Consider the following 26288-nt stretch of genomic DNA (forward strand, 5'->3'; position numbering starts at 1 on the left):
TCCCTGATCGAGTCAGCGGGTCCCAGTCGGAATGAACGATGACGGTCCACGGTATTCTTATCCAGTGACATCAACCGATTCCTCAGGGGCACTGGTCAGAGCCGAGATCGACGTGGCCGCTCTGCAGGCCAATGCCGCGGTCCTCGCCGAACGCCTCGGCCCCGCCCGCCTCAAATGCGTCGTCAAGGCCAACGCCTACGGCCACGGCATCGACATCGTCGCCCGCGGGCTCTACGCCGCCGGCTGGCGTGATTTCTGCGTGGCCACGATCGGCGAGGCGCTGCGACTGCGTCAGATCCTGGGGGAGGACGCCGCCATCATGGCGTGGCTCTACGGGCCGGAGACCGACCTCGACGCTGCTGTCGCCGCCGGGATCGAGCTGGGGGTGTCCACCGTCGACAGCCTCGACCGACTGCGAGACGCGGCCCGTCGGGTGAACACCACGGCCCGCATCCATCTCAAGGTCGACACCGGACTCGGCCGCAACGGTCTGGCGCCCGCTGACTGGGCGCGCGCACTGGAGCATCTGCAGGAGCTCGACGCCGAGGCGGGCCCGGTCGCGGCCGATTCGAGCGAGACGGGCCCGGGCCTCGAAATCGTGGGCCTCATGAGCCACTACGCCGTCGCGGACGAACCCGAACGCGTCGAAACCGGGCAGCAGACACAGATCTTCACCTTCGCCCACCGGGAGCTCACGGCGGTGCTCGACGGTGCGCAGGGCCGCCTCGGCGAATCGGCTCGACTCGAGGTCCACATCGCGAACTCACCGGCCGCGCTGACGCTCTCGCCGTTCCCGGGCACAGCCGCCCGGGTCGGCCTGTCACTCTACGGTCTGTCTCCGCTCGAGGATCAGGATGCGCAGGACCTGGGCCTGGTGCCGGTGATGCGGCTGGTCTCCCAGGTCGTCAACCTCAAGGACATCCCCAGCGGCCACGGCGCATCCTATGGACTCACGTTCACGGCCGCGGCCGATACCCGGTTCGCGCTGGTTCCCGGCGGCTACGGGGACGGGATCGCCCGCACGGCATCGAACAGGGCCGAGGTCAGCATCCGCGGAACCCGATATCCTGTGGTCGGCCGGATCGCGATGGATCAGATGATCGTCGAGGTCGGTGCCGGCGAGGTCGCCATCGGCGATGAGGTCGTCATCTTCGGACCCGACGGACCCAGCGCGGCCGAGTGGGGAGCCTGGGCCGACACGATCAACTACGAGATCGTCACGCGCATCAATGACCGCGTCGATCGCGTGGAAGTGCTGCCGCAGTCGACCGACGGGCCGGGTCTGTGATGCAGCTTCAACTGACGTCACTTGATCAGATGCGGGCCTTCGCCGAGGTGCTCGCCGGGCACCTGCGGGCGGGCGATCTCCTCATTCTCAGCGGCAACCTCGGCGCGGGGAAGACGACATTCACACAGTCCCTGGGACGGGCGCTGGGAGTCACCGGGCGCATCACCTCACCCACCTTCGTCATCGCACGCGAGCATCCTTCGCGCGGCGAGGGGCCTGCGCTCGTGCATGTCGACGCCTACCGGCTCTCCGACGCGGAGGAGCTCGGCGACCTCGACCTCGACTCGAAGCTCGAGGAATCGATCACCGTCGTCGAATGGGGCGCCGGACTCGCCGAGCAGCTGAGCACCGATTACCTAGGCCTGACGATCACTCCGATGTTCGACCTCGAAGGCGACACAGACTTCGAGGACGACGGTCGCGAGGGCGCTGACGATGAGGCTGACGAGGACGAACGGCGGATTGTAGAGCTGCACGGCCACGGCAGCACGTGGACTACACGACTGCAGCAGGTGAACGACTCGCTTCGCGCTCTGGGCGGTGCGGTTGAGCTCAGCACATTCGGTGGGTCGCAGGGATCCGTCGACGAGGAGGACAGCCAGTGATCATACTCAGCATCGACACCTCCCAGGCCGCGTCCGTGGCCTTGGTCGACACCGAATCCGGGACCGTGCTGGCGGCTGAACAAGCCGATGACCAGCGTCGGCACGTCGAGTTCATCGGCCCTGCCCTGTCTCGGGTGCTCGCGAATTCTGTCTGGCCGGACCTTGTCGTCACCGGAATCGGTCCGGGCCCATTCACCGGACTGCGCGTGGGGATCGCCGCGGGCATCGCCGTGGGGCAGGCCCGCGGCATCCCGGTCAAGGGACTTCTGTCGCAGGCCGCGCTCGCCGAGGAACTTCGCTGCACCACGACTGAGACGGCGGGCCCGGTGCTCATCGCCGCGGACGCCCGACGCAAGGAAGTCTATTTCAGCGTCTACGAGAGCTCGGACGCTTCACTTCAGGCCGGACCTTTTGTGGCCAAGCCGGCCGAGGTCGCCGACGTCTTGGCCGCTCATGGTCACACGGCAGTCACTGCCCGCCTCGGTCGCGGATTCGTGCTCTACCCGGACGTCCTCGGGGAGTCCAGCGTGCCCACGATCACCGACCCGCGCGCCGAATACCTCGCGTTCGCCGCGGCCCGTCAGCTTGTACACGGCCACGCGCTGGCTGACCCGGTTCCCGAATACCTCCGTGAACCCGACGCCAAGGCGACGCCGGCTCGTGAGAGCACACTGAAATGAGCACAGGGACATGAGCACGGGTTCGGTGCACGATCAGGTGAGCATCAGCGAACTGAGCTGGTGGGATCTCGACGAGATCGCGGACCACGACGCAGCCATCTTCGGGCCCACCGCGTGGACGCTGACCTACTACTGGGCAGTTCGGGCGCAGGCCGGAACGGTCATGTTCGCGGCACGAACGGCCACCTCGGCGCTGGCCGGATGGATCGTCATGTCCACTGCGGGTGGAGAGGCGGACGTAATGACGATCGCCACCACCGAGGCTGGACGAGGCCAGGGCATCGGGCGTCGACTGCTCCAGGCCGGGACCGACTGGGCCCTGAGCCGGGGCGCCGAAGTCGTCCACCTTGAGGTCGATGAGCACAACGAATCGGCGCTGGGTCTCTATCGCTCCTTCGGGTTCTCCGAATGGGGCAGACGCCCCGACTACTACCCGGGTGCCGACGCGATTCTCATGCGCTACCGCCCTTAGCAGCAGCGCACTCGGCTGGAGGCGGGCTGTGCCGTCGGCTGAACGCGGGCCGTGCCGTCGGCCGAATGCGGGCTGTACGGCGTACTGGTTAGGCTCTGGCCTCGGTCGCCAGCCGCACGCCGAGTGCGATCATCACAGCCGCGCTCGTGCGATCGAGCCAGATCTTGACCCGTTCACGGGTGAGAATGCCACGGGCCCGCGTGGCCAGAAGAACGATGGCCGCGTGCCAGGCGGTGCCGATGGTCAGAGCGATGGCGACGAGCAGCACACCCCACCCGGCGGCCGAGGGAACGGTTGGGAGGAACTGAGGCAGGATGCTGATGTAGAAGACGCCGACCTTGGGGTTGAGGAGATTGCTCGTCATCCCGCTGCGGACCGCGCTGCCGGGGCTCTGGACGGGCATTGCCTCGGCCTCGGCGGCCGTCGGCCGATTGCGGGGCAGAGACTTCCAGATCGCCGTGCAGCCCAGCCAGACCAGGTAGCAGGCTCCCGCGATCCGAACGACGTCGTAGGCGATGGTGGAAGCGGCCAGCAGAGCGGTGAGGCCGATGAGGCTGGCAATGGCCCAGACGGCGTGGCCCATCTCGACTCCGACGACTGCGCCGAAACCCGAACGCCTGCCGTGGAGCAGTGTTGAACGCAGCACGATCATCAGATCGATCCCGGGCGTGGCCGCGCCGATCACAGCCACAAGGGCCCAGGCCAACAACTGGTGTGAATCCATGTCAGTCTCTCGAACTGTTCGTCATTGAATGAGGTGTATCGCATCAGCGTACTCTCTCAGCCGGACGCGTACCCGCTCAGCCGGTCTCGTACCCGCTCAGCCGGTCTCGTACTCGCTCAGCTGGTCTCGTACTCGCTCAGCTGGTCTCGTACTCGCTCAGCTGGTTTCGTCTGGTGGCGCTGCCGGACCCTGTCAGATGTTTGCGGTTGTGGCGGCTGTTGCGCCGGTTGTTGCGCCAGTAGTTGTGGCGGCGGGAGCCTCCGCCCCAGAACTGAGTTCGGCAAGGAGCCTGCCGTTGAGGGCGAACGCGGTCAACGTCTCGTCGATGACGAGCTGTTCATCACCACCGTTGGCTCCGATCTCATCGAGACGGCTGCGGTAAGCGTCCTTGTACGGTTTCGTCTTGCCCACCTTCGTGAAGTCCCACATGGTCAGCGCCTCCGCGGGCACAGAATAGTGGCGTCCCATGAGAGCGCCGATGGCCTGGCCGCCGGAGAGGTCGCCGAGGTAGCGCGTGTAGTGGTGGGCGATGAGCTGCTCCGGCCTCGTGAGCCGGTTGAGATGGTCGGCGTAGGTCTCAGCACTGGCCATCACCGTCGATCCGGAGTCCCCGACGACCTGTTGTGCAGCGTTTGGGTGCTGGCGTGCAGCGCTGGTCCCCAACTTCTCCAGGTCGCTGTGGATGCGCTGGGTTCGAAACAGGGCCGAATCGTGGAACGGAGCGACGAGCGGACTGACGGCGAATTCCCGAGTCTTCGACTCAAGGGCAGCATAGATGAGGGCGTACTGCATGAGCAGGAGCGAATAGGCGCGCACGTCGAGTCGGCCCTGCATCAGGTCGACCATGAAACTGGTGTGCTCGACCTCGTCGTGGATTGTGGCTGTGCTGGCCTTGAGTCGAGCTGAGAATGGTTCAGTCATGATGCTTCCTCATTGAGAGATCGGTGATCCGGAAGTGTCTCGATCGTCCGGGCAACTACAGTACTCGTTTTCATCTTAGCCTAGCCTGCCCTTACCTTTAACCCTGCCCTCTGTGACCATTGCCAAAGGGTAGGCTGGAGGCATGGAAAGAGTGCAATTGGCCGACACGAATCTGATGGTCCACCCGCTGCATCTGGGAGGCAATCCCTTCGGCTGGGGTGCAGACAGGGATCAGAGCTTCGCGGTCCTCGACGCCTACGCCGAGGCGGGTGGAAACTTCATCGACACAGCGGATGCCTATTCCGCGTGGGTCGACGGCAACTCCGGTGGCGAATCGGAGACAATCATCGGCGAATGGATGGCCTCGCGCGGCAACCGCGACGACATGGTCATCGCCACCAAGGTCGGAGCGTATCCGAAGCGCAAGGGCCTCGATCCAGCCAATATCCGAAAATGCATCGACGCTTCCCTGCGTCGCCTCGGAACTGATCACGTCGATGTCTACTACGCACACTCCGACGATGAGAGCGTCGATCAGGTGGCGGTGGCGGAGACCTTCGACGCTCTGGTGCGGTCCGGGAAGGTCAGCTACCTCGGCGCTTCGAATTTCACCCTGGATCGTCTGCAATCGGCGATGAAGATCAGCGCGCAGTATTCCCTGGCGTGCTATCGCGTCGTCCAGGACCGTTACAACCTCGTCTCTCGAAGTGCTGTCGATTCCCAGAAGCAGGAATACCTGCGCGCCCAGGGCATCGCTGAACTCCCCTTCCACTCCCTGGCCTCGGGATTTCTCAGCGGAAAGCACACCGGGGGAGACGCCACGGGCAGTGTGCGCGGCTCACGGGTCGCCGATCTCCTCGAGAACCAAGAGGCGCTGCGGGCCCTCGAAATACTTGACGATGTAGCCTCGGCCCACAACGCCAGCATGACCGCGACCACTCTGGCCTGGCAGCTGACACATGATTTCATTCCCTCCACCATCGCCTCGGCGCGGGTGCCGGAGCAGTTGACCGAACTCCTCGCAGGAACCGAACTGCAGCTGGCCGACGACGAGATCACGGCGCTCAACGATGCGTGGGTGGAAGCATGACGGCGACAAGCCCGCGCCTGGTCAACTGGGAGAATGGCACCGATCTGGTTATCGAACTGCCGTTGGCCGTCGACGCTGCCACCGTCTGGGCCAGGCTCATCGACAGTGAGACCGCCGGCTCCTGGTTCGCGTCGTTCACCGTCGACGACGCTGCTGCCGAGGCTGACAGTGTCGAGACGAGCGGCGATGAGGCGACTGACGCGGACGCCGATGAGACGAGCGGCGCTGGCGGGAATTCCAACCCTGCGATCACCTTCGACCTCGGCGAGACCCAACTGCACGGTGAGATCCTCAGCTGCGAGGTCGAAGACCATGTCCTCGTCGAGCTCGAGGACTTCGGTGTGCTGGGGATGCAGCTGCTCGGCCTCGAACTCACGGATGGGGACGCGACCCTCCTGGTCTTCACCCAATCCGCGCCCGATGTTGAGAGCGCACGTCTGAAAGCCGCGGACTTCGGGCCGATGTGGGACACCCACCTGCGCCTGTTCGCTCGAGTGCTCGGACTGGAGGTCGTCGAGGCAGGTGAGTCGGAGCTGCTCGCCCTCTACGCGGACCTCGAACTTGAGGACAGCCAGGACGCCGAGAGCGGGGCGAACGAGGCATGAGCGAACCCCTGGTGCTGGGCATCGAATCCTCGTGCGATGAGACCGGAGTCGGAATCGTCCGGGGCCGAACGCTGCTGACCAACACAGTCTCCTCCTCGATGGATGAACACGTTCGTTTCGGCGGCGTGGTTCCCGAGGTGGCCTCACGGGCACACGTGCAGGCGATCGGACCGGCCATCGCGTCGGCCTGCGATCAGGCAGACATCGCCTTGAGTGACCTTGACGCGATCGCTGTCACTGCAGGCCCCGGGCTCAGTGGTGCATTGATGGTCGGAGTCGGAGCCGCCAAAGGCCTCGCGGCGGCACTCAACCTGCCGCTCTACGGGGTCAACCACCTCGCAGCACATGTGGCCGTGGACCTCATCGCCGACGACATCGACGGAATCACCACACCGACCATCGCGCTCCTCGTCTCCGGCGGGCACACGGAGATCCTGCGCATCGGGGACGTCGTCGACGACATCGAACTCATCGGTGCTACGATCGACGACGCCGCCGGCGAAGCCTTCGACAAGACCGCGCGGTTGCTGGGGCTTGACTATCCCGGCGGACCCAACATCTCCAAAGCCGCACTCGGCCAGCTCGATGGCAGCGAGGTTCCCGGCGATCGCAGCGCGGTGAAGTTCCCGCGCGGCCTGGCGAAGAAACAGGATCTGCGCGACCCGGAACGCCGCTATAACTTCTCATTCTCCGGACTCAAGACCGCGGCACTGCGTGAAGTCACGAAGGCCGAAACCTTGGGCACCGACCTGCGCGTGGCCGACCTCGCGGCCGGATTTGAAGACGCCGTCGTCGACGTCCTCGTCACCAAGACGCTGCTGGCCGCCGCCGACACCGGAATCAACCATGTCGTGCTCGGTGGGGGAGTCGCGGCGAACTCCCACTTGCGGGAGGTGCTCGGCACCAGATGCGCCGAGGCGGGGGTGAGGCTGCGAGTGCCGCCGCTGGGACTGTGCACGGACAACGGTGCCATGGTCGCTGCCCTCGGATCCGAGCTCGTGCGCCGCGGGATCGCGCCGAGCAACCTGTCATTCCCAGCAGTCTCTTCATTGGATGTCGATCATGTCCTCGTCTGACCCGAATGCCGGCGACCAGAACGCCTACACACACGACAGGAGCGGTGCCTCACGCGATGAGACCGCCTACGGACCGAACTCGAAGGATCTGCCTGACTACCTGCCGCCTCGGCGATCAGGCGACGGGTGGACTCTCGGCTCGGACGGGCAGAAACATTGGGGACTCAACGGCGCCGCAGGGCTGATGCTGCTTGATCCCGAGCAGGGAATCCTCATGCAGCACCGCGCCCTGTGGTCGGTCGAAGGAGGAACCTGGGGCTTCCCCGGCGGTGCCCGTGACCTGGGCGAATCCGCCATCGACGCGGCCGTTCGCGAATCCTTTGAGGAAGCAGGCGTTCCCGACAGCACGGCCGAGGGCATCGAAATCCTTGAGACCTACGTCCTCGACCTCGGCGATTGGTCGTACACGACGGTCATCGCTCGGACCCTGCGTCATTTCGAACCGGTCATCAACGACCCGGAGAGCATCGAGCTCGCCTGGGTGCCGATCGACCGGCTCACAGATCTCGAGCTGCACCCCGGGGTCGCTGCGTCGCTGCCTGCGCTGGTGGAACTCCTCCGCCCCCACCTGTGAGTCGCGGCCGCCGACCAGCGACGGCGGACCATGGCGACGGCTTCATCGATAAACGGGTCAAGCGTCGACAAACGTGTTTGCGCGTGCGTATCTCGACGCTTGACCCGTTTATCAGCGGGAGGGTGCGGCGGGGGCGTTCCCCAGGGACCAGTCTTCAGGTGTACGAGGTGCGCAGGTCGCTGATGAGCGAACGTGTCACCTCGGTCAGCGAGTCGCTGTCCTTGTACACGTTCTGCAGCCGTTGGTAGGGCACACCTCGGTCGATGATCGAGGTGATGGAGTTCAGCTCATTCGCACAGCCCAGGCGTTCGGCCACAGGGGTCAGGCGCTCGACCTCATCGGCCAGGCATTCGGTGACCAGACGTTCATCGGCCTCGGCGTTCTCGATGATGATGGCGTCCATACCGTATCGGGCGGCACGCCACTTGTTCTCGTCGTGGAACCAGTCCGGCATCCTCGGCAGTGACTCACCGGCGTCGAGGCGGGCGGAGAAGTCGTCGACGAGGCACTGGATGAGGGCCGTGATCGCCGTGATCTCTTCGAGAGTGGGCAGTCCGTCGCAGACTCTGACCTCGACGGTTCCCCAGTGCGGGGCCGGGCGAATATCCCAGCGGATCTCATTGATGGTGTCGATGATGCCGGTGGTGAGCATGTCGCTGACGTACTTCTCATAGTCCGACCACTGCTCGAACTGGAATGGCAGCCCCGCTGTCGGCAACTGCTGGAACATCATCGCCCGGTTCGAGGCGTAACCGGTGTCGGTCCCGCCCCAGAAGGGTGATGATGCGCTCAGCGCCTGAAGGTGGGGGACATAGGCGAGGAGGGCGTTGACGATCGGCAGCACCTTGTCACGGGAGTCGATGCCGACATGAACGTGCACGCCGAAGATGAGCATGTTCCGACCCCACCACTGGGTGCGGTCGACGAGCTCGAGGTAGCGGTCCTTGGCACGGACCTCCTGAGACTGCCACTGTGCGAACGGGTGCGTCCCGGCAGACATGAGCTCGATTCCACGGTCCTCGGTGAGGGTGCGCAGGGCGCCCATCGACGTGGCCAGGTCCTCGGCGATTCCGGACACCTGTTCGTGGACGCCGGTGACGAGTTCGATCGTGTTCGTGAGCATCTCGCCCACGATCTGATTCTCGAATTCGGGTGCACGTTCGCCGACATCGGCAAGGAGAACCTCGGCGGCGGGAGTCAGATCGAGGCTGTGCCCGTCCAACAATGCCAGTTCCCATTCGACTCCGAGCGTGGAGCGGCGTGAGCGTGCGAAATCGACCATGGATCGATCATAGTATTCCGCGGTCGATTTTCCGGTCTTCGCCCGTATACTGGGCGTCACATTCAGGCAGCTCGCTCGGCTTCGTCGGGCAGTCGCGCACCGGAGTGTGAGTCGAAGAGGTGGAGGCGTGAGAGGTCCGGAACGACGTTGACCGTGTCACCTCTGGATACGCGTGTGCGCCCGTTGACTCTGGCCACGATCGGGATGTCCCCGGTGGCCGTCCTCGCTCGACCGTGCACGTAGGCATCGGCGCCGAGTTCCTCGACCAGGTCCACACTGACTTCCAAGCCTCCGGCCGACTCGACACGGAAGTCCTCGGGACGAATTCCTGTCGTGACTTGAGTGCCGCTCAGCTGCGAGCGTTGGGCGCTGCTGAGCCGGAACTCGGACTCACCGATGCGCAGTGCTCCAGCCTGGAGAGGCAGATCGATGAGGTTCATGGCAGGAGAGCCCATGAAACCGGCCACGAAGAGATTGGCGGGTCGGTCGTAGAGGGCCCGCGGAGTGTCCACCTGCTGCAACTTCCCGTCAGCGAGCACCGCAACACGATCCCCCATCGTCATCGCCTCGACCTGGTCGTGAGTGACGTAGACCGTGGTGACGCCGAGGCGGCGAGTGAGTGAGGCGATCTGTGCACGCGTCTGCACCCGCAGTTTGGCATCGAGGTTGGACAGTGGTTCGTCCATGAGGAAGACTTGCGGAGAGCGCACGATGGCCCGTCCCATGGCCACACGCTGGCGTTGCCCACCGGAGAGGGCCTTCGGCTTGCGGTCGAGGTAGGGTTCGAGGTCGAGCAGCGCCGCCGCCTCACGGACCCGTTCCTTGCGTTCGGCCTTCGCCACTCCGGCGATCTTGAGCGCGAAGGCCATATTCTCACCGACGCTCATGTGTGGGTAGAGCGCATAGTTCTGGAACACCATTGCGATGTCCCGCTCGCGCGGTGAGACCCCGGTGACATCGTTCTCGCCGATTCTGATGTGTCCGGCGTCGACGGGTTCGAGGCCGGCGAGCATTCGCAGAGTCGTGGATTTCCCGCAGCCGGAGGGACCGACGAGGACGAGGAACTCGCCATCGGCGATGTCGAGGCTGATCTCGTTGACTGACGGGGTGAGCGCTTCTGGGTACTGGCGCATTGCCTTGTCGAAAGTGACTGTTGCCATGGTGAATCTCAACCTTCCACGGGTGCGCGGGCACCCGACGATCCGCGGTGATCATTGTCTGAGTTCTCGTGGGCGGGATTGGTGTCGTGGGTGGGCCCGGCATTAGGAGTGGCGCTGGTTTCATCAGTGAGGCTGGTGTGTGCGAATGAGCGATACTGCCTACGGACCTGTGACGGTCGCGGGTGCAGAGTCGCGACGAGTTCGACCTGCCACCTCGGCGAGGAACCGGTCAGTGTCCAGGCCGCCTGCCGGGCAGCCCCGATGGCCACGTATTCGGCCTGTTCGGGTACGTCGATGGGGACGGTGAAGATGTCCCTGGCCACTTCCCGCACTGCCGGATTGCGGGCCGCTCCGCCGATGAGGAGCAGTCGTTCGGCGGTGACACCTTGCCGCAGCACCGCGTCGAGACCGTCCGCCAGCCCGCACAGCATGCCTTCGACGAAGGCGCGAGCGACGTTTTCCGGGGAGGAGTTCGCCAAGGTCATGCCCTCCAACCGGGCAGTCGCATCCGGAAGATTGGGGGTGCGCTCGCCCTCGAAATAGGGGACGAGGGTGAGCCCGTTCGCCCCCGGCTCCGAGGCAAGGGCAAGTGCGGCCACATCGGAATGGCTGGCCCGCAGCAGCGCTGCTGCGGAGTCGAGGACGCGGGCGGCGTTGAGAGTGGCGACGAGCGGAAGCCGCCCACCATCGGCCGAGGCGAAGCCCGCGACCATTCCGGACGGATCGTTGATCTCCAAGCTGGTCGGGCTGAAGACCGTGCCCGAGGTGCCGATCGAGATGACGACATCGCCCGGGACGGCTCCGAGACCCAGCGCAGCAGCCGCGTTGTCCCCGGCACCGGGGCCGACGAGGATGCCCTCGGGGGTGTGTCCGGCACTGTCGTGGGGGCGCAGAACTCGGGGGAGCACAACAGCTTCGTCGCGGGGGCTGACCGCAGTGGGTCTGGTGTCCTCGCGGGTCTGGGAACCAGCTGCTTCCCGTGCTGTGGCGCCGAACGCTGTGCGGAAGAGTTCGAAGTCGTAGCCTCCGGCGACGGCGGAGAAGTACGCGGTGCCGCTGGCATCGGAAGCATCGGTGACGAGCGCCTCCAGGTCTGGCCCCCGTGGGGCCTCTGTGCTGGAGGTCCCATAGCCCAACAGCCGCCAGGTCAGCCAGTCATGGGGCAGAGCCACGGCCGCTACCCGGGAGGCATTGTCCGGTTCGTGGTCGCGCAGCCACCGCAGTTTGGCCCCGGTGAAGGACGCGACCGGAACGACGCCTGCCCGGTCGACGAACTCATCGGCACCGACTTCTGCGATGAGTGCCCGTGCTGCCCCGTCGCTGCGCAGGTCGTTCCACAGCAGGGCGTCGCGGATGACCTCTCCGTCTCTGTCGAGGGCGATGAGTCCATGCTGCTGTCCGCTGATGCTCACGGCGGCGACATCGGCGAACCCGCCTGCATCGCAGATCGCCTGACGCAGTGCCGACCACCAGGCTTCGGGGTCGACTTCTGTGCCGGCGGGGTGCGGGGCCGATCCGGTGCGCAGGACCTCGCCCGTGAAGGGATCGACGATGACGACCTTGCAGCTCTGCGTCGAGGAATCAACACCGGCCACCAGTTCGCGCGGTTCGAGGTCGGTAGTCATCAGGACTCCTCGGTCTGCGAGGCCGACAGTGCTCCGGTCGGTGGTTCCACCGGCAACTCGGCCGGCGAGCTGCCGAGGATTTCCCGGGCCAGCGCCTCGTCGACGATGGCGACGTCGAGGATTCCGGCGGCGCAGGCTGCACGAACAGCCTCGGCGCGCTGCGCTCCACGAGCCACCCCGACGGTCGTCGTCGCATTTCGCAGCTGGTCGAGGGTGACGGCGATGACGCGGTCATCGATGGTGTCGACCTCGATTCCATCGGCGTCGAAGAGGCGCCCGGAGGCTTCGGCCACCGCGCCGTCGGCCAGCCCTGCCGCTCGCTGCTGGGGACTGCACTTCTCCCACACCGAGGACTGTCCCTCGGCCCAGGCGGCGACCGAAATCACGGCGAGGTCGAGATCGTCGGCCGCTGAGAGCGCACTGGAGATTTCGGGCAGGGCACCCAGATCAGCAGCGGTGTCCGCCTCGGTGACCAGCAGAGGAGCCGGCAATCGGACCATGGTCACGGCGGCGTCCTGTCCCAGGCGGGCGAAGATTCCGGCGCTGGGACGATGCGAACCGAGTTGGAGTGCACCGGCGAGCTGAACGACCGTGCACCGGGGGAGTGCAGGGGCGAATTCCGCTGCGGCATCGAGGGTGCGTGACCAGGCCAGACCGATGCGCATCCCCGGACGAGCGCGCCGATCGACGTAGGCCAGCGCGGCCCGACCCATTCGCTGAGCAGCATCGACCTCATGCTCGGCCTCGTGCTCGAATGCGACGATGACCGCCGACTCCAGGCCGAGGGCCGCCGCGAGCCGCTCGGCAGTACCGTCGCCTTCGGCGGCATCGGCTTCGATGGAGATCGTGACGACTCCGCTGTCCACGGCTTCCTGAAGCAGTCGGGCGACTTGGAACCGGCTGAGTCCGTGCGCTTTGCCGAGCTCCACTTTCGAAGCACCCTGAACATAGTGCTCTCTGGCCAGCTGAGCCAGGAACCGGCGGTGTCTGGCGGTGGGTGCTGTGCTCATGACTCTCCCCTCGGAATCGACGGCGGCAAGCTGACCGCTCATTTGTGATCTATTGCACATCTGATTAAATCATGACACAGTATTGCACATGTGAGCACCGATGCTCATATGATTTTCGGCAAGCACACCCGAGGGCGGGCAGCAATCCCGCGAAGATGAGGGAAGGCAATCACGATGAAGCAGAAGATCACGGGCCGGGCTGTCACAGCGGCGGCCATCGGAGTGGTCGGAGCACTCACACTCGCAGGGTGTGGCGGCGCCGGGGGCAGTTCGAGCGGCGGAGGCAACGAAGAAGTCAACGTTCTCATGGTCAACAATCCGCAGATGCAGGACCTGCAGAAGCTCACCGCAGATCATTTCACGAACGACACCGGCATCACGGTCAACTACACGGTTCTACCGGAGAACGAGGTTCGCGCCAAGATCGGCCAGGAGTTCTCAGCACAGGCCGGCAACTATGACGTGGCGTCGATGTCGAACTACGAAGTGCCGACATACGCCGAGAACGGGTGGCTGACCTCGATGAATGACGGGGTCGTCGATGCCGAGGGATTCAATCAGGACGACATCCTCGAGCCGATGGCCGAATCGATGACCTATCAGGATCAGATCTATGGAGAGCCGTTCTACGGAGAGGGGTCCTTCCTGATGTATCGAAAGGACATCTTCGAGAAGGCGGGCGTGACGATGCCGGACAATCCGACCTGGGACGAGGTCGCCGATCTGGCTGAGGAGGTCGACGGCGCTGAGAAGGGCACCAAGGGAATCTGTCTGCGCGGCCTGCCCGGATGGGGTGAAATGTTCGCGCCCCTGACCACCGTGGTCAATACCTTCGGCGGCACCTGGTTCGACGAGAACTGGGATGCTCAGGTTGATTCCAAGGAATTCAAGGAGGCGACGAACTTCTACGTCGACCTCATCAAGGACCACGGCGAATCAGGGGCACCGCAGGCCGGCTATACCGAGTGCCTGACCAATCTGCAGCAGGGCAACGTCGCGATGTGGTACGACTCGACGGCGGCGACCGGAACCCTCGAAGCCGATGACTCGCCGGTCAAAGGCAAGATCGGCTATGTCGCAGCACCGGTGAAGGAAACGAAGTCGAGCTCGTGGCTCTACACCTGGGCCTGGGGCATCCAGGCAGCGGGCAAGAACCAAGACGCCGCCAAGCAGTTCGTGGCCTGGGCCTCGTCACAGGACTATGAGGAGACCGTGGCCGAGGAGCTGGGGTGGCAGCACGTGCCGGCAGGCAAGCGCGCCTCGACCTATGAGAATCCGGAGTACCAGAAGGCTGCGGCACCGTTCTACAAGCAGACCGAGGAGGCCATCGAATCGGCTGATCCGAAGAATCCCGGTGTGCAGCCGCGCCCGACTCTCGGAGTGCAGTTCGTGACCATTCCCGAATTCGCCTCCCTGGCGACGGGCATCTCCGAGGACATCAGCTCGGCGATAGCCGGGCGCACCACGGTGGACAAGGCATTGGAGCAGGGGCAGAAGGAAGCAGAGAAGGTCGGAGACAAGTACAAGGAGTGAATAAGGCGGCTCGGGCGGAGGCATAAACGACTCCGCCCGAGCACCCGCACTCCCCACCGCCATCCATCACCGGAGGTCGTCCATTGTCAGCACCTGCCCAAGACCGCCGAACTCCGGCGGCGCCCACATCGGCTGCATCCGCGGCATCGAGCGCTCGAAAACGGTGGTCCCTGCGAGCCCCGATGCTGCCGGCGCTGATCTTCGTCATCCTCGTCACGCAGATTCCGTTCGCGATCACGATCGTCATCTCGTTCATGAAATGGAACGCCGCCTATCCCGATGACATCAGCTTCGGCACCCTGCGCAACTACATCACCGTCTTCACGGATGCGGACCTGCTGCGTGCAGTGTTCGTGACCGTCGGACTAACCGTCTCGGTCGTCCTGGTCTCGGCAGTGCTGGGCCTGGCCATCGCGCTTCTCCTTGATCGTAAGTTCATCGGACGAGGATTCGTGCGCACGCTGATGATCACGCCGTTCCTGATCGTGCCCGTGGCCGCGGCCCTGCTGTTCAAGCATGCGATCTTCAACCCCTCCTACGGGCTGGTCAATGGGCTGCTGACGACTGTCTTCGGTGAAGCTGCACCGCAACCGGACCTCATGAGCACCTATCCGCTGCTGGGAATCGGCATCGTGCTCGTCTGGCAGTGGACCCCGTTCATGATGCTCATCATGCTGGCAGGTCTGCAGTCGCGCCCCATGGACGTCTACGAGGCAGCCCTAGTTGACGGCGCGGGACCGGGACAGACATTCCGATTCATCACTCTGCCGCACCTGCGCCGCTACATCGAGCTCGCGGCTCTGCTCGGCACGATCTACATCGTGCAGAACTTCGACACGGTCTTCACGATGACCTCCGGCGGACTCGGAACCGCGAACCTTCCGTATGTCATCTACCAGGAGTTCTTCGTGGCTCAAGACTACGGAGTCGCCTCCGCAGTCGGCGTGATCGTCGTCATCGCCTCGCTCATCATCGCGACCTTCGCACTGCGAACCGCATCCACTCTGCTCAAGGAGGAGAACTCATGAGCACCCCAGACACTACGGAGTCCGCTGGCGCTGCCGACCCCGCACGCGCCGACTCCGCAGCCGCCACCGACTCGGCAGTAGCCGCCAACCCTGGAGGCACCGGCCCTGGAGACGCCGATCGGTCCCGACAGAAGGCGAGTGCGCAGCGACGTCCGGGACAGCGCAGAATCGGTAAGGTTCTGCTCGGCCTCCTGGCCTGGCTCACCGGACTCCTCTTCGTGTCCCCGCTGCTGTGGATGCTGTTGACCAGCCTGCATGCCGAGACCGACGCGTCGACGAACCCGCCCAGCTTCTTCGCGCCGTTGACGCTGGAGTCCTATTCCAACTTCTTCGGCGGAAGCAGCGGCGCGAGCCCCTGGCCCTACCTCATCAACTCGGCGGTCGCAGCGATCGTCTCCACCCTCATCGTGCTGGCCCTGTCGACCATGGCTGCGTACTCCCTGGCCATTCGCCGGATCAAACGCTGGTCAGACGTTCTGTTCTTCCTGCTCTCGACCAAGATGCTGCCGATGGTCGCCGGACTGCTGCCCGTCTACCTGGTCGCGCAGATGTTCGGCATCCTCGACACCTGGCTGCTGCTCATCATCATCTACTCGGCGATGAACATGCCCATCGCCGTGTGGATGATGCGATCCTTCCTCGCCGAGGTGCCGATTGAGGTGCTCGAGGCCGCTGAGCTCGACGGTGCCCGGCTTCCCCGTGTCTTCATGAAGATCCTGCTGCCCCTGACCGCGCCCGGTCTGGCAGCCACGGCGCTCATCTGCTTCATCTTCTCGTGGAACGAACTGCTCTTCGCCAACGTGCTGACCTCGACGGCGGCAGCGACGGCACCGGTGTTCCTCACCAGTTTCGTCACGTCCCAGGGACTGTTCCTGTCCCAGGTGTGCGCGGCCTCGCTGATCATCTCGGTGCCGGTGCTCGTTGCCGGCATCGCCGCCCAGGACAAACTCGTCCAGGGCCTGTCGATGGGTGCGGTGAAATGATGGCCGATTCCACGGGTTCTGCGCACGAAGGCCGTGCCCACCGAGACTCTGACATGCTGTCACTGCGAGGATCGAACCTCGACCGGATTGCGGCGCGCGGAGTCAGCGTCCCTGACTACGACCGGAGCGCCGTGACTCCCGGCATCGTGCACTTCGGCGTCGGCGGTTTCCACCGCGCCCATATGGCCATGGTCCTCGATGACCTCATAGCAGCCGGACGAGCCGGGGACTGGGGAATCGTGGGAGCCGGATTACTGCCCCACGATGTGCGGATGCGCGATGCGCTGGCGGGCCAGGATCACCTCTACTCGCTGACGCTCAAACACCCCGACGGAACCCGCGAACGACGGGTGATCGGGTCGATCATCGACTACCGCTACGGACCCGATGACCCGCAGGGACTCATCGACCTCCTCGGCGATCCGAGGATCCGCATCGTCTCGCTCACCGTCACCGAGGGCGGATACAACGTCAACCCGGTGACCGGGGAGTTCATCTCCGAGGAGCCGATGGTCGCAGCCGATGTGGCCGCCCTGGCCGCGGGGGAGCTGCCGAGCACGGTCTTCGGCTATGTGATCGAGGCTCTGCGACGACGCCGAGACGCAGGAGTGCCCCCTTTCACGGTGCAGTCGTGTGACAACATCTCGGAGAACGGCCACGTGGCCAAGAGGATGTTCGGTGCCTTCGCCCGCCTCGTCGACCCCGAACTCGCCGACTGGATCGATGCTCACGTCGCCTTTCCCAACGCCATGGTCGATCGGATCACCCCGGCCACCACCGATGAGGACCGGGCCGAGCTGCGTGAGGACGTCGGGCTGCAGGATGCCTGGCCCGTGGTCGCCGAACCCTTCTTCCAATGGGTGCTCGAAGACATGTTCACCTCGGGCCGGCCCCCGTACGAGCTGGCAGGAGTGCAGGTCGTCGAGGACGTCAGGCCCTACGAACACATGAAGCTGCGCCTGCTCAACTCCGGGCATCAGGGGCTGGCCTATTTCGGCCTCCTCGCCGGGTACACCTACGCTCATGAAGCCATGGAGAATCCCGATATCGTCTCTTACCTGCGCAGATACATGGACGAGGAGGGCACTCCCAGTCTTGAGCCATTGCCGGGCATCGACCTCGACGGGTACAAGGACTCACTCATCGAGCGCTTCAGCAATCCCGAGATCCGCGATACCTTGGCCCGCCTCGGCGCCGAATCGTCCGATCGGATCCCGAAATGGCTGGTCCCCGTCATCGTCGACAATCTCAGCTCTGGTGCACCGGTCGAGGTCGCGGCAGCGATCTGCGCATCCTGGGCCCGCTACGCCGAAGGCAGGGATGAGCAGGGAGCGGCGTTGCACATCGTCGACCGCTACGCCGAGGAACTGCAGCGGGTCGCGCAGTCACAGGCAGCGGATCCTCTGGCCTTCGTTCGACAGGTTCAGTTCTTCGGACCACTCGCCGACGACCCCCGCTTCACGTCGGCCTACCTCGCCGCTCTCGGCTCATTGCACGCACGCGGAGCGAAGGAGACCGTTCGGCGACTCGCCGCTCATGAGGAACTCTGAAGTCACCAACCGGCGGTTCAGCTTCGACGTTTAGCATGAGGCTATGCGACCCAGACTCGCCATCATCGCTGTCACCGTCGTGCTCGCACTGACCGGCTGCTCAGGCGGATCGAGTGACCCGAAACCGGAGACGAGTGGGGGCGCCGATGGTGCATCACGATCGGCGCAGTAGGCCGACCCCGCTGCTCCCGGCCCAGCGGATATCGGCCCCGATGACTTCGCCGATGAGGCGGAGACGATCGTCGACACATTCTCCGACGATGAGCTCGCCGGTTCTCTCATCATCGGCACCTGGTCGGGCACCGACCCCCAGACCGGGGCGAACATGATTGAGGACAACCACCTCGGCGGGGCCATCGTCATGGCCGACAATCTTCCCGAGAACCCGACGCCTGACCAGGTCAAGAACGTCACCGAGGCGGTCAATGGGGCTCGTTCCACGGGGCAGCCGGTGTCAATCGGCGTCGATCAAGAGGGTGGCCCCGTATCGCGACTGAGCACCGGAGCACTGCCGTTTCCACCGCTCATGGCGCTCGGGGCCGCCCAAGACCCTGAACTGACGCAGACCGCCACGCAGGTGCAGGCCCAGAACCTCACCGATCTGGGTTTCACCATCGATTTCGCCCCAACGGCCGATGTCACCACTGGTGAGAAGGACGTGGCCATCAACGTGCGCTCGGCAGGAGATGATCACAAGGACGTCGCCGAGGTGGTCGCTCAGGCTGCGACGGGCTACCACCTCGGCGGTGTCGCCAGTTCCGCGAAGCATTTCCCCGGCCACGGCAGGCTTCACTCCGATTCGCACGAGAGCCTGCCGGTGTCGAAGAAGAGCATCAAGGAGCTCGAGGACACGGAACTGCTGCCGTTCAAGACCGCTGTCAGGGCAGGCGTCCCGATGGTGATGATGGGACACATCGGCCTGCCGGATGCGAAGACGACACCGTCGACGCTGAACAAAGACGCCTACAAGGCACTGCGGGACACGCTCGACTTCGACGGTGTCATCATCACCGACGCCCTCAATATGAAGGCCGTCGACCAGAACCAGAGCGGGGGAGAGACGGTCGGGGCGCTGTCCGCCGGTGCAGATATCGCGGTCATGCCCCCGGATTCCGCCGCCGCACAGCAGGCAGTGGTCAAGGCTATGAAGAACGGTGACCTGAAGAAGGACGCTCTGCAGAAGAAGGCGGAACGTGTGGTGGCGATGCAGCTGGCGACGGCCGAGACCCAGAAGACGATCGCCGGTGGGGGAGCCAGTGCGGAGGACCCGCAGGAGGTCCTCGCCGATGTGGCAGAGACGTCTCTGACGGTCCTCAAAGGTGAGTGCACGTTCGCAGGCACCGACTCGATCTCGATCGTCGGCGGCAGCGAGAAGGAGAAGTCAGCGCTCGCCGATGCGGCGAAGGATGCGGGTCTTGCTGTCGGTTCCGAGGGCACGAGGGTGAGCCTGAGTCCGAACACCTCAGCCGAGGTGGCTGTCGGCACCGCCGCACCGTGGACGATGCGCAATACCTCGGCGAACACGGCAGTCACCGCCTACGACAGCAACCCCGACGCGCTGGGGGCCGTTGCGAAATGGCTCAAGGGCGACCTCACCGCAACCGGCACACTGCCGGTCGAATATGACGGCAGTGCCAAGGCTCCCAGCTGCGGGTGATGCGTGAGGACTGCGGGCACGCAGAAACCCCTCGCCTGGCTGGGGACCATCAAGCCGGGCGAGGGGTTTTTGTGTGTGCAGTGGATCAGAGGACGCGGATGAAGGTGACGTCGCCCATCCAGCTGTAGCTGCGCTTCGAGGTGCCTGAGCCGGGTGAACCGGCGTCGTACATCTGTCCGTCACCGGCGTAGATGCCGATGTGGCCTGGGTGCCAGATGAGGTCACCGGGCTTGGCCTCAGACTGAGAGACGACCTGTCCGGCTGCCTTCTGTGCGCCGGAGGTGCGGGGCAGGTCGACGCCGACCTTGCCGTAGACCCACGAGGTGTAGCCGGAGCAGTCCCAGCCGCTCTGGGAGGTTCCACCGTAGACGTAGGGGGTGCCGACGCCCTTCTCTGCCCAGCCGATGACCTGCTCTGCCTTGGAGCCGTCGATCGAGCCGGCATCATCTGAACCGGAGTCCTTGCTTTCGCCCTTGTCCTTGTCGCCGGAGTCCGAGGAACCGGTGTTTGCGGACTCGGAGGAATCGTCAGACTTGTCCTCGGCGGGCTCAGGGCTCGGAGCAGTCTCTTCGGCGGTCTCGACGGGCTCTGGCTCGGGCTTCGGCTCCGGTTTGGGAGCGGCCTCAGCAGTGACTTTCTCGACTTCTGCGCCGAATGATGCGCCCTGCTTCTTGTCTTTGTCCTTGGAAGAGGAGCCTTCGCCTGCGTTGACGGTCGCCGTCTGGTTCTCGTATTCGACCTGTGTCTGGGCCTCTGACTCGGCGGAGACTGAAGCTTTGTCGTCTGTTCCCTGTCCCGCTGCCGGAAGAACGGCCGCGGTGAGCAGACCACCACTGGCAGCAACAACGGCTGCGCGACGCCCGAAGACGGCGGAGTTGGCACTCATGATGTCGGTCAGTTCGGTCAATGGGGTCTTGACCTTGGCTTCTGCGGCGCGGCGGCCGTGCTGCTTATTTGCCACGTTTTCCTCTCGTCACCTATTGGAGCAATCCCAACCGCCACTTTCGGTCCTTAGGAATTTCACATCGAGCGTGGCGTGCGGTTCTCGCTGTGAAGTCGGCACTCTCGCGACCGACCTTCACAACTGTAACCAATCAGTGACCTGATGTCACGTTTTCGTTACATTGATCGAGAAGTCTTCATCGATGCGTGTAACAGTGCAGGTCAGAAGCCTGAAATGTGCCGAAGATTCTGTAACAGTTGCGCGTTTGCCTGGCGCTGCCCGGTGGTGATATGACCTATCTCTCGTCATCCTCCCTGCCTGTATGTAACGAATCAGCCTATGTAACAAACCAAAAATGACATATTTGCGACGAAGAATGCCCACTCGAGTTGGACGGTATCGACGGAGTTAGTCGTGACGGGTGAGCCTGTGCCGGGGTGTGAATGGCAAACGGTCGGCAAGTGCGTCTCGAAATCCGTGCTGAGTTCGAGACGGACTTGCCGACCGTTGGTGATGGAGCGGCTGTTCGCGGCTGCCGTCTGTGGGTGGAGTGGGTGGGTCCTCAGGCTCCAGTGGCGACCGGGCGGGCGGGATCAGAGGACCAACCGGACCAGCTGGCGGGGTAGAGGCTTGTCTCAACTCCGAGGGCGGCCAGCGCGAGAGCATTGTGGCAGGCGCTGACGCCTGAACCGCAATAGACACCGACGGGCTGATCGAGGGCGCCGAGGTCCGAGAAGCGCTGGCGCAGGGCATCCTCGTCGAGGAATCTGCCGTCGGCGGTGTTCTCGCTGGCCGGCGCGCTCGTGGCGCCGGGTATGTGGCCGGCCTGGGAGTCGAGCGGTTCGGTCTCTCCGCGGAAGCGCTCACCGGCGCGAGCATCGAGCAGGACTCCTGTCCACTTCGACGCAGCATCGGCGTCGATGACGGGCACCGAATCGGGGGAGATGGTCACGGTGCTCGGCTCCACAGAGGCGCTGGCTCCGGTGGTCAATTCTCCGCCGGCAGCGATGAATGCGCTCAGACCACCGTCGAGGACGCGCGCCTTCATGCCCGCCCATTGGAGCAGCCACCATGCCCGGGCAGCGCCCTGTCCCGAGTTGTCGTCATAGACGACGACATCGGTGAGTTGGTCGATGCCCCAGGCCCGGACCTGTTCCTGGAACGCGTCGGCAGATGGCAGCGGGTGGCGTCCCGCAGTGGGGTCGGTCTCGGAGTGTGCGGCGAGTTCCGTGTCGAGGTCGACGTAGATGGCTCCGGGGATGTGCCCGGCGGCGAACTCGTCGCGACCATCGGGCTCCTGCAGTGTCCAGCGGACGTCGAGCAGTCTCGGCGTGGATCCGTCGTCGGCGAGGCGAGCCAGGAGCTCGTCGGCGGTGATGAGAACGTCGGAGCGGTTCATGGGGATTCTCCTAGTGAGATGGGGTGAGGAGCAGTGGGTAGGGAGCGGGGGCCGGTCAGCAGGGTCGATTCAGCAGGGTTGGGTCAGGAGGACGACATGGCGTTCGCCCAGGCGGGTGAACACCAGTGTCGCCTTGTCTCCGGACGGCAGTTTGAGCTGACGTCTGACTTGGTCAGGAACGATATCAGCTCCGCGCTTTTTGATCACGACCGAGCCGATGCCGCGGCTGATGAGGGCCTTGCGCAGGCTCGGGATCTTCGCCGGAAGAACATCGGTGACCTCGTAGGCGCTGACTCCGGCCGAGGCGGGCCCGCTGGGGGCGACGTCCGTGGTCAGGTAGGCGATCTTCGGGTGGACGCGGTGAGCCTGCAACGGTCCGCACAAGGCGGTGACGAGTCCTGCGCGCACGATCGCTCCATCGGGCTCGAGGAGGTATTGACCGAGTTCACCGACGCCGTCCTCATCGTCATCGGGCAGGTCGTCTTCGTGGACGAGGAGCGTGCGGTCACCCATGACGAGGGCGCTGCGCCCGGGGCGCTGCCGGGCGGCACCGAAGTAGAGGCAGACCTCGACCACCTCGCCGAGGTGGGAGACCCATTGCGCCTCTGCCTCGTCGGGGATGAGGCCGTGATCGAGTGCTGGTCCCAGCTTGACTCCGGCGGCCTTTGCCGCGATCGCCTTGTCGATGACCCAGGACAGCGAGGGGGAGAAGTCTTCGGGGTCGACGATGCGTGCGGTCGACCCGTGTTTGGTGCCCTTCCCGACGGTGCGGCGGGCCGGGTCGAACCACAGTGCATCGAAATCGGCGGTGTCGACGTCTTGCGCCCGAGCATGCTCGACGCCGGCGTCGGCCAGATGGCGGAGGTTGAAGCTGGCGATGGCGGCGGTGACCTCGTCCGCGTCGACGGCGGTGACCTGGGCGCCCATCCCGGCGAAGGCGAAGGAGTCGGCGCCGATCCCACAGCCCAGATCCGCGATCGTGGGCGCGGAGGTCGTGGACGCGGTGTCTGGCGAATCATCAGTGGCGTTGTCGCCGCCGGTGTCTTCGCCCTCGCCGAGGAGGCGGCGGGCGTGGTGCGCGGCCACCGGCAGTCGTGTGGCTTGGGCCAGACCGTCGCGAGTGAACAGCATGTCCTCGGCGAAGGGGCCGAGTTTCTTCACGGCATCCTTGCGCAGCTGAGCCTGAGTCAGCAGGGCGGCGGTCACCTCGGCGGAATAGCCTTCTTTGCGCAGCGCCGAGGAGCGGGCGAGCTCGTCCGCAGGCAGGTCCTCGATCCGGTCGAGCCGGTCGAGGACGGAGACGTCGAGGAGTTCGGTGAGTGTCTGCGGATCCATACCGTTCACCCTATCGTCCCGGCGTCAGCCGTCTGTCGCCGATGGCGATTCGAACGCCTGCAATGCTCAGTCGCCTGCCTGACGAGGTTGCAGGACTATAAGGAAATGGCGATGGTGCCGTTCGGTGATTGTGCCTGCCAACGAGTGCTGTAAGTTGTTGGCTGTGACGTTATTGACCGCACGCGACATTCGCGAAATCGCCGCTGACATTGGTCTGCGCCCGACGAAGCAGAAGGGGCAGAACTTCGTCATCGACCCCAATACCGTGCGCTCGATCGTCACGTCCGCGAAGCTTGAAGGCCGCAGCAGCGTCGTTGAGATCGGCCCGGGTCTGGGATCGCTGACCTTGGGACTGTTGGAGGCCGGCCACCATGTCACCGCCGTTGAGATCGACGAAGTCCTGGCCGCCCGCCTGCCTGCCACAGTGGAGAAGTATGGACTGACCGCGGCCGCTGCCGACGAGACGGCACCAGCCGCCGAGTCCTCGAACTTCGAGCTCGTCAATGCCGATGCCCTCAGCCTCACCGAACTGCCGACCGCTCCCGACGCCTTGGTCGCGAACCTGCCCTACAACGTGGCGGTCCCTGTGCTGCTGCATTTCCTCGAGATCTTCCCGAGCCTGAAGTCCGTGCTCGTCATGGTCCAGCTCGAGGTCGCCGAACGCCTCGCCGCCGGGCCGGGATCGCGCACCTACGGTGTGCCCAGCGTCAAGGCCCAGTGGTACGGCGACGTCACCCTGTCCGGACGCATCGGCAAGAACGTGTTCTGGCCGGCCCCGAACATCGATTCCGGGCTCGTCCACATCGACGTGAGCCGCACCCACCGCGACCCGGACGACCGCCGTCGCCTGTTCAGCGTCGTCGACGCGGCCTTCGCCCAACGTCGCAAGACCCTGCGGGCAGCACTGTCGACCTGGGCCGGCAGCCCCCAACGCGCCGAGGAGCTCCTGCGTGCTGCGGGAATCGATCCCAAGGCACGTGGAGAGGCCCTGGGCGTGGCCGACTTCGAACGCCTCGCCGCCGCCAACCAGGAAAGCTCACAGTCATGAGCGCGCAGCTGCACTCACGTCCCCACACCCTGACACCGGTGAAGGTGCAGGCACCGGGCAAAATCAATGTCCACCTCGGCGTGGGAGGTGCCGGCGACGACGGTTACCACTCACTCGCGACCGTCTTCCAGGCACTGAACCTCCATGAAACCCTGACCCTCATCCCCGGCGGCAGCGCCTCGATCGTCGTCGGAGGCCGGTACGCCGATGCGGAGGTGCCCCAGGACGACACGAACTTCGCCCGCAAAGCCGTCAACCTCCTCATCGCAGCCCTCGAAGACGAACGCGACGTCGACGTGCTGCGCGATCTCGACATCGTCATCGACAAACAGGTGCCCGTCGCCGGCGGCATGGGCGGCGGATCGGCCGATGCCGCCGCCGCGCTGTGCGGCGCCGCCCACCTCATCGGGGGAGTCGACGAGTCGATCCTCCACGACTGCGCGGTCGCCGTGGGGGCCGATGTCGCCTTCCTCCTCCGCGGGGGAACGGCCATCGGTCACGGACGCGGGGAGAAACTCAGCCCCGTCCTCACCCGCGGATCATTTCACTGGGTCATGGCCACCTCGGCGAGGCAGCTCTCGACACCGGCCATCTACTCACGATTCGATGAACTCACACCAGATCCCGAACCTGCCGTCGTGCCCGACGAGGTCCTCACGGCGCTCGCCGCCGGTGACCCGGATACATTGGCGACGGCGGCCGCCAACGACCTCACCGATGCCGCGATATCGGCCATGCCCGAACTCGCCGAGGTGATGGAGGCCGGACGCGACGCCGGTGCACTCCTGCCCCTGCTCAGCGGCTCGGGCCCGACGATCGGCTTCCTCGCCCGCGACGCCCACCACGCACTCGACCTCGCGGTCCTGCTGCAGGCCACACGCGGAGTCAAGGAAGCGCTGCGGACCACGGGCCCGGCCCCCGGAGCCCACATCGTCGACCAGCTCTGATGGCTGCCGGCAATCTCCACGAGAGCCTGCTCAACTCGGTAGGCACGGACATCGTCACCGGTGCCCTGGCGGCGGGAACGGTCATCCGGGCCGAGGAGCTGCGCATGCGCTATGAGGTCTCGCTGTCTGTGGTGCGGGAAGCGGTGCGAGTCCTGGAATCCCTGGGGATGGTCAAGCCGATCCGTCGCCTAGGCCTGGTGATTCTGTCCATGGAGGAATGGACCATCCTCGACCCCCTGGTCGTGCGGTGGCGAATGGCCGCAACCCCGGCCCTGCAGCTGCGTTCGCTGACTGAGCTGAGAGTCGCCATCGAACCGCAGGCCGCGTACCTCGCGGCCGTCCATGCCTCAGCCGATGTGGCCGAGGAGATCATGCGATTGGCCGCCAGAATGCGCGCAAGCGGGCGCAAGGGTGATGTCGAGGCGGTGCTGGAGGTCGACATCGCCTACCACCGCGCAGTCCTGAGAGCTGGTGGCAACGAACTCTTGGCCTCCTTCGACACAGCCGTCGCCGAGATCCTGCGCGGGCGCACGCACGCCGGTCTGATGCCGAAGTTCCCTCATCCGGATGCGCTGCAATGGCATTTCGATGTCGCCGATGCCATCGGCAACGGGGACCCCGAGCGCTCCCATGCTGCGATGACGAAGATCATGACGCGCGCATTCACAGAGATGGAAGACGCCTGGGAGGGCCAGCCCCGCCTCAGAACGTACTGACGTTTTCGTGCCCCAGGGCCGAACCTGGTCAGCGTGT

At 65.0% G+C, this 26288-nt stretch carries 26 protein-coding genes; 17 read left to right on the forward strand and 9 right to left on the reverse strand.

Annotation, left to right across the window (positions count from 1 at the left end):
• The first annotated feature begins 64 nt into the window (after positions 1–64).
• The 4 genes from alr to BLT92_RS14865 are packed head-to-tail and all read left to right on the forward strand — an operon-like array spanning position 65 to position 3045.
• A complete protein-coding gene (gene alr / locus BLT92_RS14850; RefSeq protein ID WP_092106777.1) occupies positions 65–1288 on the forward strand; it encodes an alanine racemase in 1224 nt (407 codons plus the stop codon).
• On the forward strand, positions 1288–1893 hold the full coding sequence (gene tsaE / locus BLT92_RS14855) for a tRNA (adenosine(37)-N6)-threonylcarbamoyltransferase complex ATPase subunit type 1 TsaE (protein WP_092109443.1): 606 nt from the start codon (positions 1288–1290) through the stop codon (positions 1891–1893). Before alr ends, tsaE begins: the two co-directional genes overlap by 1 nt.
• Complete coding sequence (gene tsaB, locus BLT92_RS14860) at positions 1890–2573, forward strand: tRNA (adenosine(37)-N6)-threonylcarbamoyltransferase complex dimerization subunit type 1 TsaB (protein ID WP_092106779.1); 684 nt, start codon at positions 1890–1892, stop codon at positions 2571–2573. The genes tsaE and tsaB overlap by 4 nt, the downstream gene beginning before the upstream one ends.
• Before the next feature lie 10 nt (positions 2574–2583).
• Positions 2584–3045, forward strand: coding sequence for a GNAT family N-acetyltransferase (locus BLT92_RS14865; RefSeq protein ID WP_092106781.1), 462 nt, complete (start codon positions 2584–2586; stop codon positions 3043–3045).
• Between the two features lie 88 nt (positions 3046–3133).
• On the opposite strand, the gene BLT92_RS14870 is transcribed toward BLT92_RS14865, so the two are convergent.
• Together BLT92_RS14870 and BLT92_RS14875 are read right to left on the reverse strand one after the other, a co-directional pair.
• Positions 3134–3769 carry a LysE family translocator gene (locus tag BLT92_RS14870; protein WP_092106783.1) on the reverse strand — a complete coding sequence of 212 codons (636 nt, stop codon included), beginning with the start codon at positions 3767–3769 and terminating at the stop codon, positions 3134–3136.
• A gap of 192 nt (positions 3770–3961) precedes the next feature.
• Positions 3962–4690 carry a biliverdin-producing heme oxygenase gene (locus BLT92_RS14875; protein WP_092106785.1) on the reverse strand — a complete coding sequence of 243 codons (729 nt, stop codon included), beginning with the start codon at positions 4688–4690 and terminating at the stop codon, positions 3962–3964.
• A gap of 142 nt (positions 4691–4832) precedes the next feature.
• Between BLT92_RS14875 and BLT92_RS14880 the strand changes: the two genes are divergently transcribed.
• The 4 genes from BLT92_RS14880 to BLT92_RS14895 are packed head-to-tail and all read left to right on the forward strand — an operon-like array spanning position 4833 to position 8035.
• Positions 4833–5780 (forward strand): aldo/keto reductase, encoded by a 948-nt coding sequence (locus BLT92_RS14880; protein ID WP_231938865.1) that lies wholly within the window; start codon positions 4833–4835, stop codon positions 5778–5780.
• The gene (locus BLT92_RS14885; RefSeq protein WP_092106787.1) at positions 5777–6385 is read left to right on the forward strand and encodes an SRPBCC family protein; all 609 of its coding nucleotides are present in this window, start codon (positions 5777–5779) and stop codon (positions 6383–6385) included. The genes BLT92_RS14880 and BLT92_RS14885 overlap by 4 nt, the downstream gene beginning before the upstream one ends.
• On the forward strand, positions 6382–7461 hold the full coding sequence (tsaD, locus tag BLT92_RS14890) for a tRNA (adenosine(37)-N6)-threonylcarbamoyltransferase complex transferase subunit TsaD (protein ID WP_092106789.1): 1080 nt from the start codon (positions 6382–6384) through the stop codon (positions 7459–7461). Before BLT92_RS14885 ends, tsaD begins: the two co-directional genes overlap by 4 nt.
• Positions 7448–8035 carry an NUDIX domain-containing protein gene (locus BLT92_RS14895; RefSeq protein WP_092106791.1) on the forward strand — a complete coding sequence of 196 codons (588 nt, stop codon included), beginning with the start codon at positions 7448–7450 and terminating at the stop codon, positions 8033–8035. The genes tsaD and BLT92_RS14895 overlap by 14 nt, the downstream gene beginning before the upstream one ends.
• A 154-nt stretch (positions 8036–8189) precedes the next feature.
• Here the strand turns inward: BLT92_RS14895 and BLT92_RS14900 are convergent, their stop codons facing one another.
• From BLT92_RS14900 to BLT92_RS14915, 4 genes are all read right to left on the reverse strand, one after another.
• Positions 8190–9317, reverse strand: coding sequence for a glutamate--cysteine ligase (locus BLT92_RS14900; RefSeq protein ID WP_092106793.1), 1128 nt, complete (start codon positions 9315–9317; stop codon positions 8190–8192).
• A gap of 62 nt (positions 9318–9379) precedes the next feature.
• Complete coding sequence (locus BLT92_RS14905) at positions 9380–10477, reverse strand: ABC transporter ATP-binding protein (protein WP_092106795.1); 1098 nt, start codon at positions 10475–10477, stop codon at positions 9380–9382.
• Positions 10478–10485: 8 nt separating this feature from the next.
• Positions 10486–12102: a xylulokinase gene (locus tag BLT92_RS14910; RefSeq protein WP_092106797.1), complete on the reverse strand. Its 1617-nt coding sequence runs from the start codon at positions 12100–12102 to the stop codon at positions 10486–10488.
• Positions 12102–13112, reverse strand: coding sequence for a sugar-binding transcriptional regulator (locus BLT92_RS14915; RefSeq protein ID WP_157691466.1), 1011 nt, complete (start codon positions 13110–13112; stop codon positions 12102–12104). Before BLT92_RS14915 ends, BLT92_RS14910 begins: the two co-directional genes overlap by 1 nt.
• Positions 13113–13286: 174 nt before the next feature.
• Between BLT92_RS14915 and BLT92_RS14920 the strand changes: the two genes are divergently transcribed.
• From BLT92_RS14920 to BLT92_RS14940, 6 genes are all read left to right on the forward strand, one after another.
• Positions 13287–14645: an ABC transporter substrate-binding protein gene (locus tag BLT92_RS14920; RefSeq protein WP_092106801.1), complete on the forward strand. Its 1359-nt coding sequence runs from the start codon at positions 13287–13289 to the stop codon at positions 14643–14645.
• Between the two features lie 83 nt (positions 14646–14728).
• The gene (locus tag BLT92_RS14925) at positions 14729–15673 is read left to right on the forward strand and encodes a carbohydrate ABC transporter permease (RefSeq protein WP_407922861.1); all 945 of its coding nucleotides are present in this window, start codon (positions 14729–14731) and stop codon (positions 15671–15673) included.
• On the forward strand, positions 15670–16656 hold the full coding sequence (locus tag BLT92_RS14930) for a carbohydrate ABC transporter permease (protein ID WP_092106804.1): 987 nt from the start codon (positions 15670–15672) through the stop codon (positions 16654–16656). Before BLT92_RS14925 ends, BLT92_RS14930 begins: the two co-directional genes overlap by 4 nt.
• A 53-nt stretch (positions 16657–16709) precedes the next feature.
• Positions 16710–18206 (forward strand): mannitol dehydrogenase family protein, encoded by a 1497-nt coding sequence (locus BLT92_RS14935; RefSeq protein ID WP_092109449.1) that lies wholly within the window; start codon positions 16710–16712, stop codon positions 18204–18206.
• A gap of 43 nt (positions 18207–18249) precedes the next feature.
• On the forward strand, positions 18250–18378 hold the full coding sequence (locus BLT92_RS21060; RefSeq protein ID WP_269457371.1) for a hypothetical protein: 129 nt from the start codon (positions 18250–18252) through the stop codon (positions 18376–18378).
• Between the two features lie 111 nt (positions 18379–18489).
• Entirely contained in the window at positions 18490–19863 is a 1374-nt protein-coding gene (locus tag BLT92_RS14940; protein WP_269457396.1) for a glycoside hydrolase family 3 N-terminal domain-containing protein, read from the forward strand.
• An 85-nt stretch (positions 19864–19948) separates the two neighbouring features.
• Here the strand turns inward: BLT92_RS14940 and BLT92_RS14945 are convergent, their stop codons facing one another.
• The 3 genes from BLT92_RS14945 to BLT92_RS14955 form a co-directional block, all read right to left on the reverse strand.
• On the reverse strand, positions 19949–20824 hold the full coding sequence (locus BLT92_RS14945; protein WP_092106808.1) for a C40 family peptidase: 876 nt from the start codon (positions 20822–20824) through the stop codon (positions 19949–19951).
• Between the two features lie 544 nt (positions 20825–21368).
• Positions 21369–22205: a sulfurtransferase gene (locus BLT92_RS14950; RefSeq protein WP_092106810.1), complete on the reverse strand. Its 837-nt coding sequence runs from the start codon at positions 22203–22205 to the stop codon at positions 21369–21371.
• 69 nt (positions 22206–22274) lie between these two features.
• Positions 22275–23540 (reverse strand): class I SAM-dependent methyltransferase, encoded by a 1266-nt coding sequence (locus tag BLT92_RS14955; RefSeq protein ID WP_092106812.1) that lies wholly within the window; start codon positions 23538–23540, stop codon positions 22275–22277.
• A gap of 163 nt (positions 23541–23703) precedes the next feature.
• Between BLT92_RS14955 and rsmA the strand changes: the two genes are divergently transcribed.
• The 3 genes from rsmA to BLT92_RS14970 are packed head-to-tail and all read left to right on the forward strand — an operon-like array spanning position 23704 to position 26251.
• Positions 23704–24588, forward strand: a complete 885-nt coding sequence (gene rsmA / locus BLT92_RS14960) for a 16S rRNA (adenine(1518)-N(6)/adenine(1519)-N(6))-dimethyltransferase RsmA (RefSeq protein WP_092106814.1) — start codon at positions 23704–23706, stop codon at positions 24586–24588.
• Positions 24585–25535, forward strand: coding sequence for a 4-(cytidine 5'-diphospho)-2-C-methyl-D-erythritol kinase (locus tag BLT92_RS14965; RefSeq protein ID WP_092106816.1), 951 nt, complete (start codon positions 24585–24587; stop codon positions 25533–25535). Before rsmA ends, BLT92_RS14965 begins: the two co-directional genes overlap by 4 nt.
• Positions 25535–26251 carry a FadR/GntR family transcriptional regulator gene (locus BLT92_RS14970; RefSeq protein ID WP_092106818.1) on the forward strand — a complete coding sequence of 239 codons (717 nt, stop codon included), beginning with the start codon at positions 25535–25537 and terminating at the stop codon, positions 26249–26251. Before BLT92_RS14965 ends, BLT92_RS14970 begins: the two co-directional genes overlap by 1 nt.
• The last annotated feature ends 37 nt before the right edge of the window (positions 26252–26288 follow it).

It is taken from the genome of Brevibacterium picturae, assembly GCF_900105045.1.
GTDB classification, from domain to species: Bacteria; Actinomycetota; Actinomycetes; order Actinomycetales; family Brevibacteriaceae; genus Brevibacterium; species Brevibacterium picturae.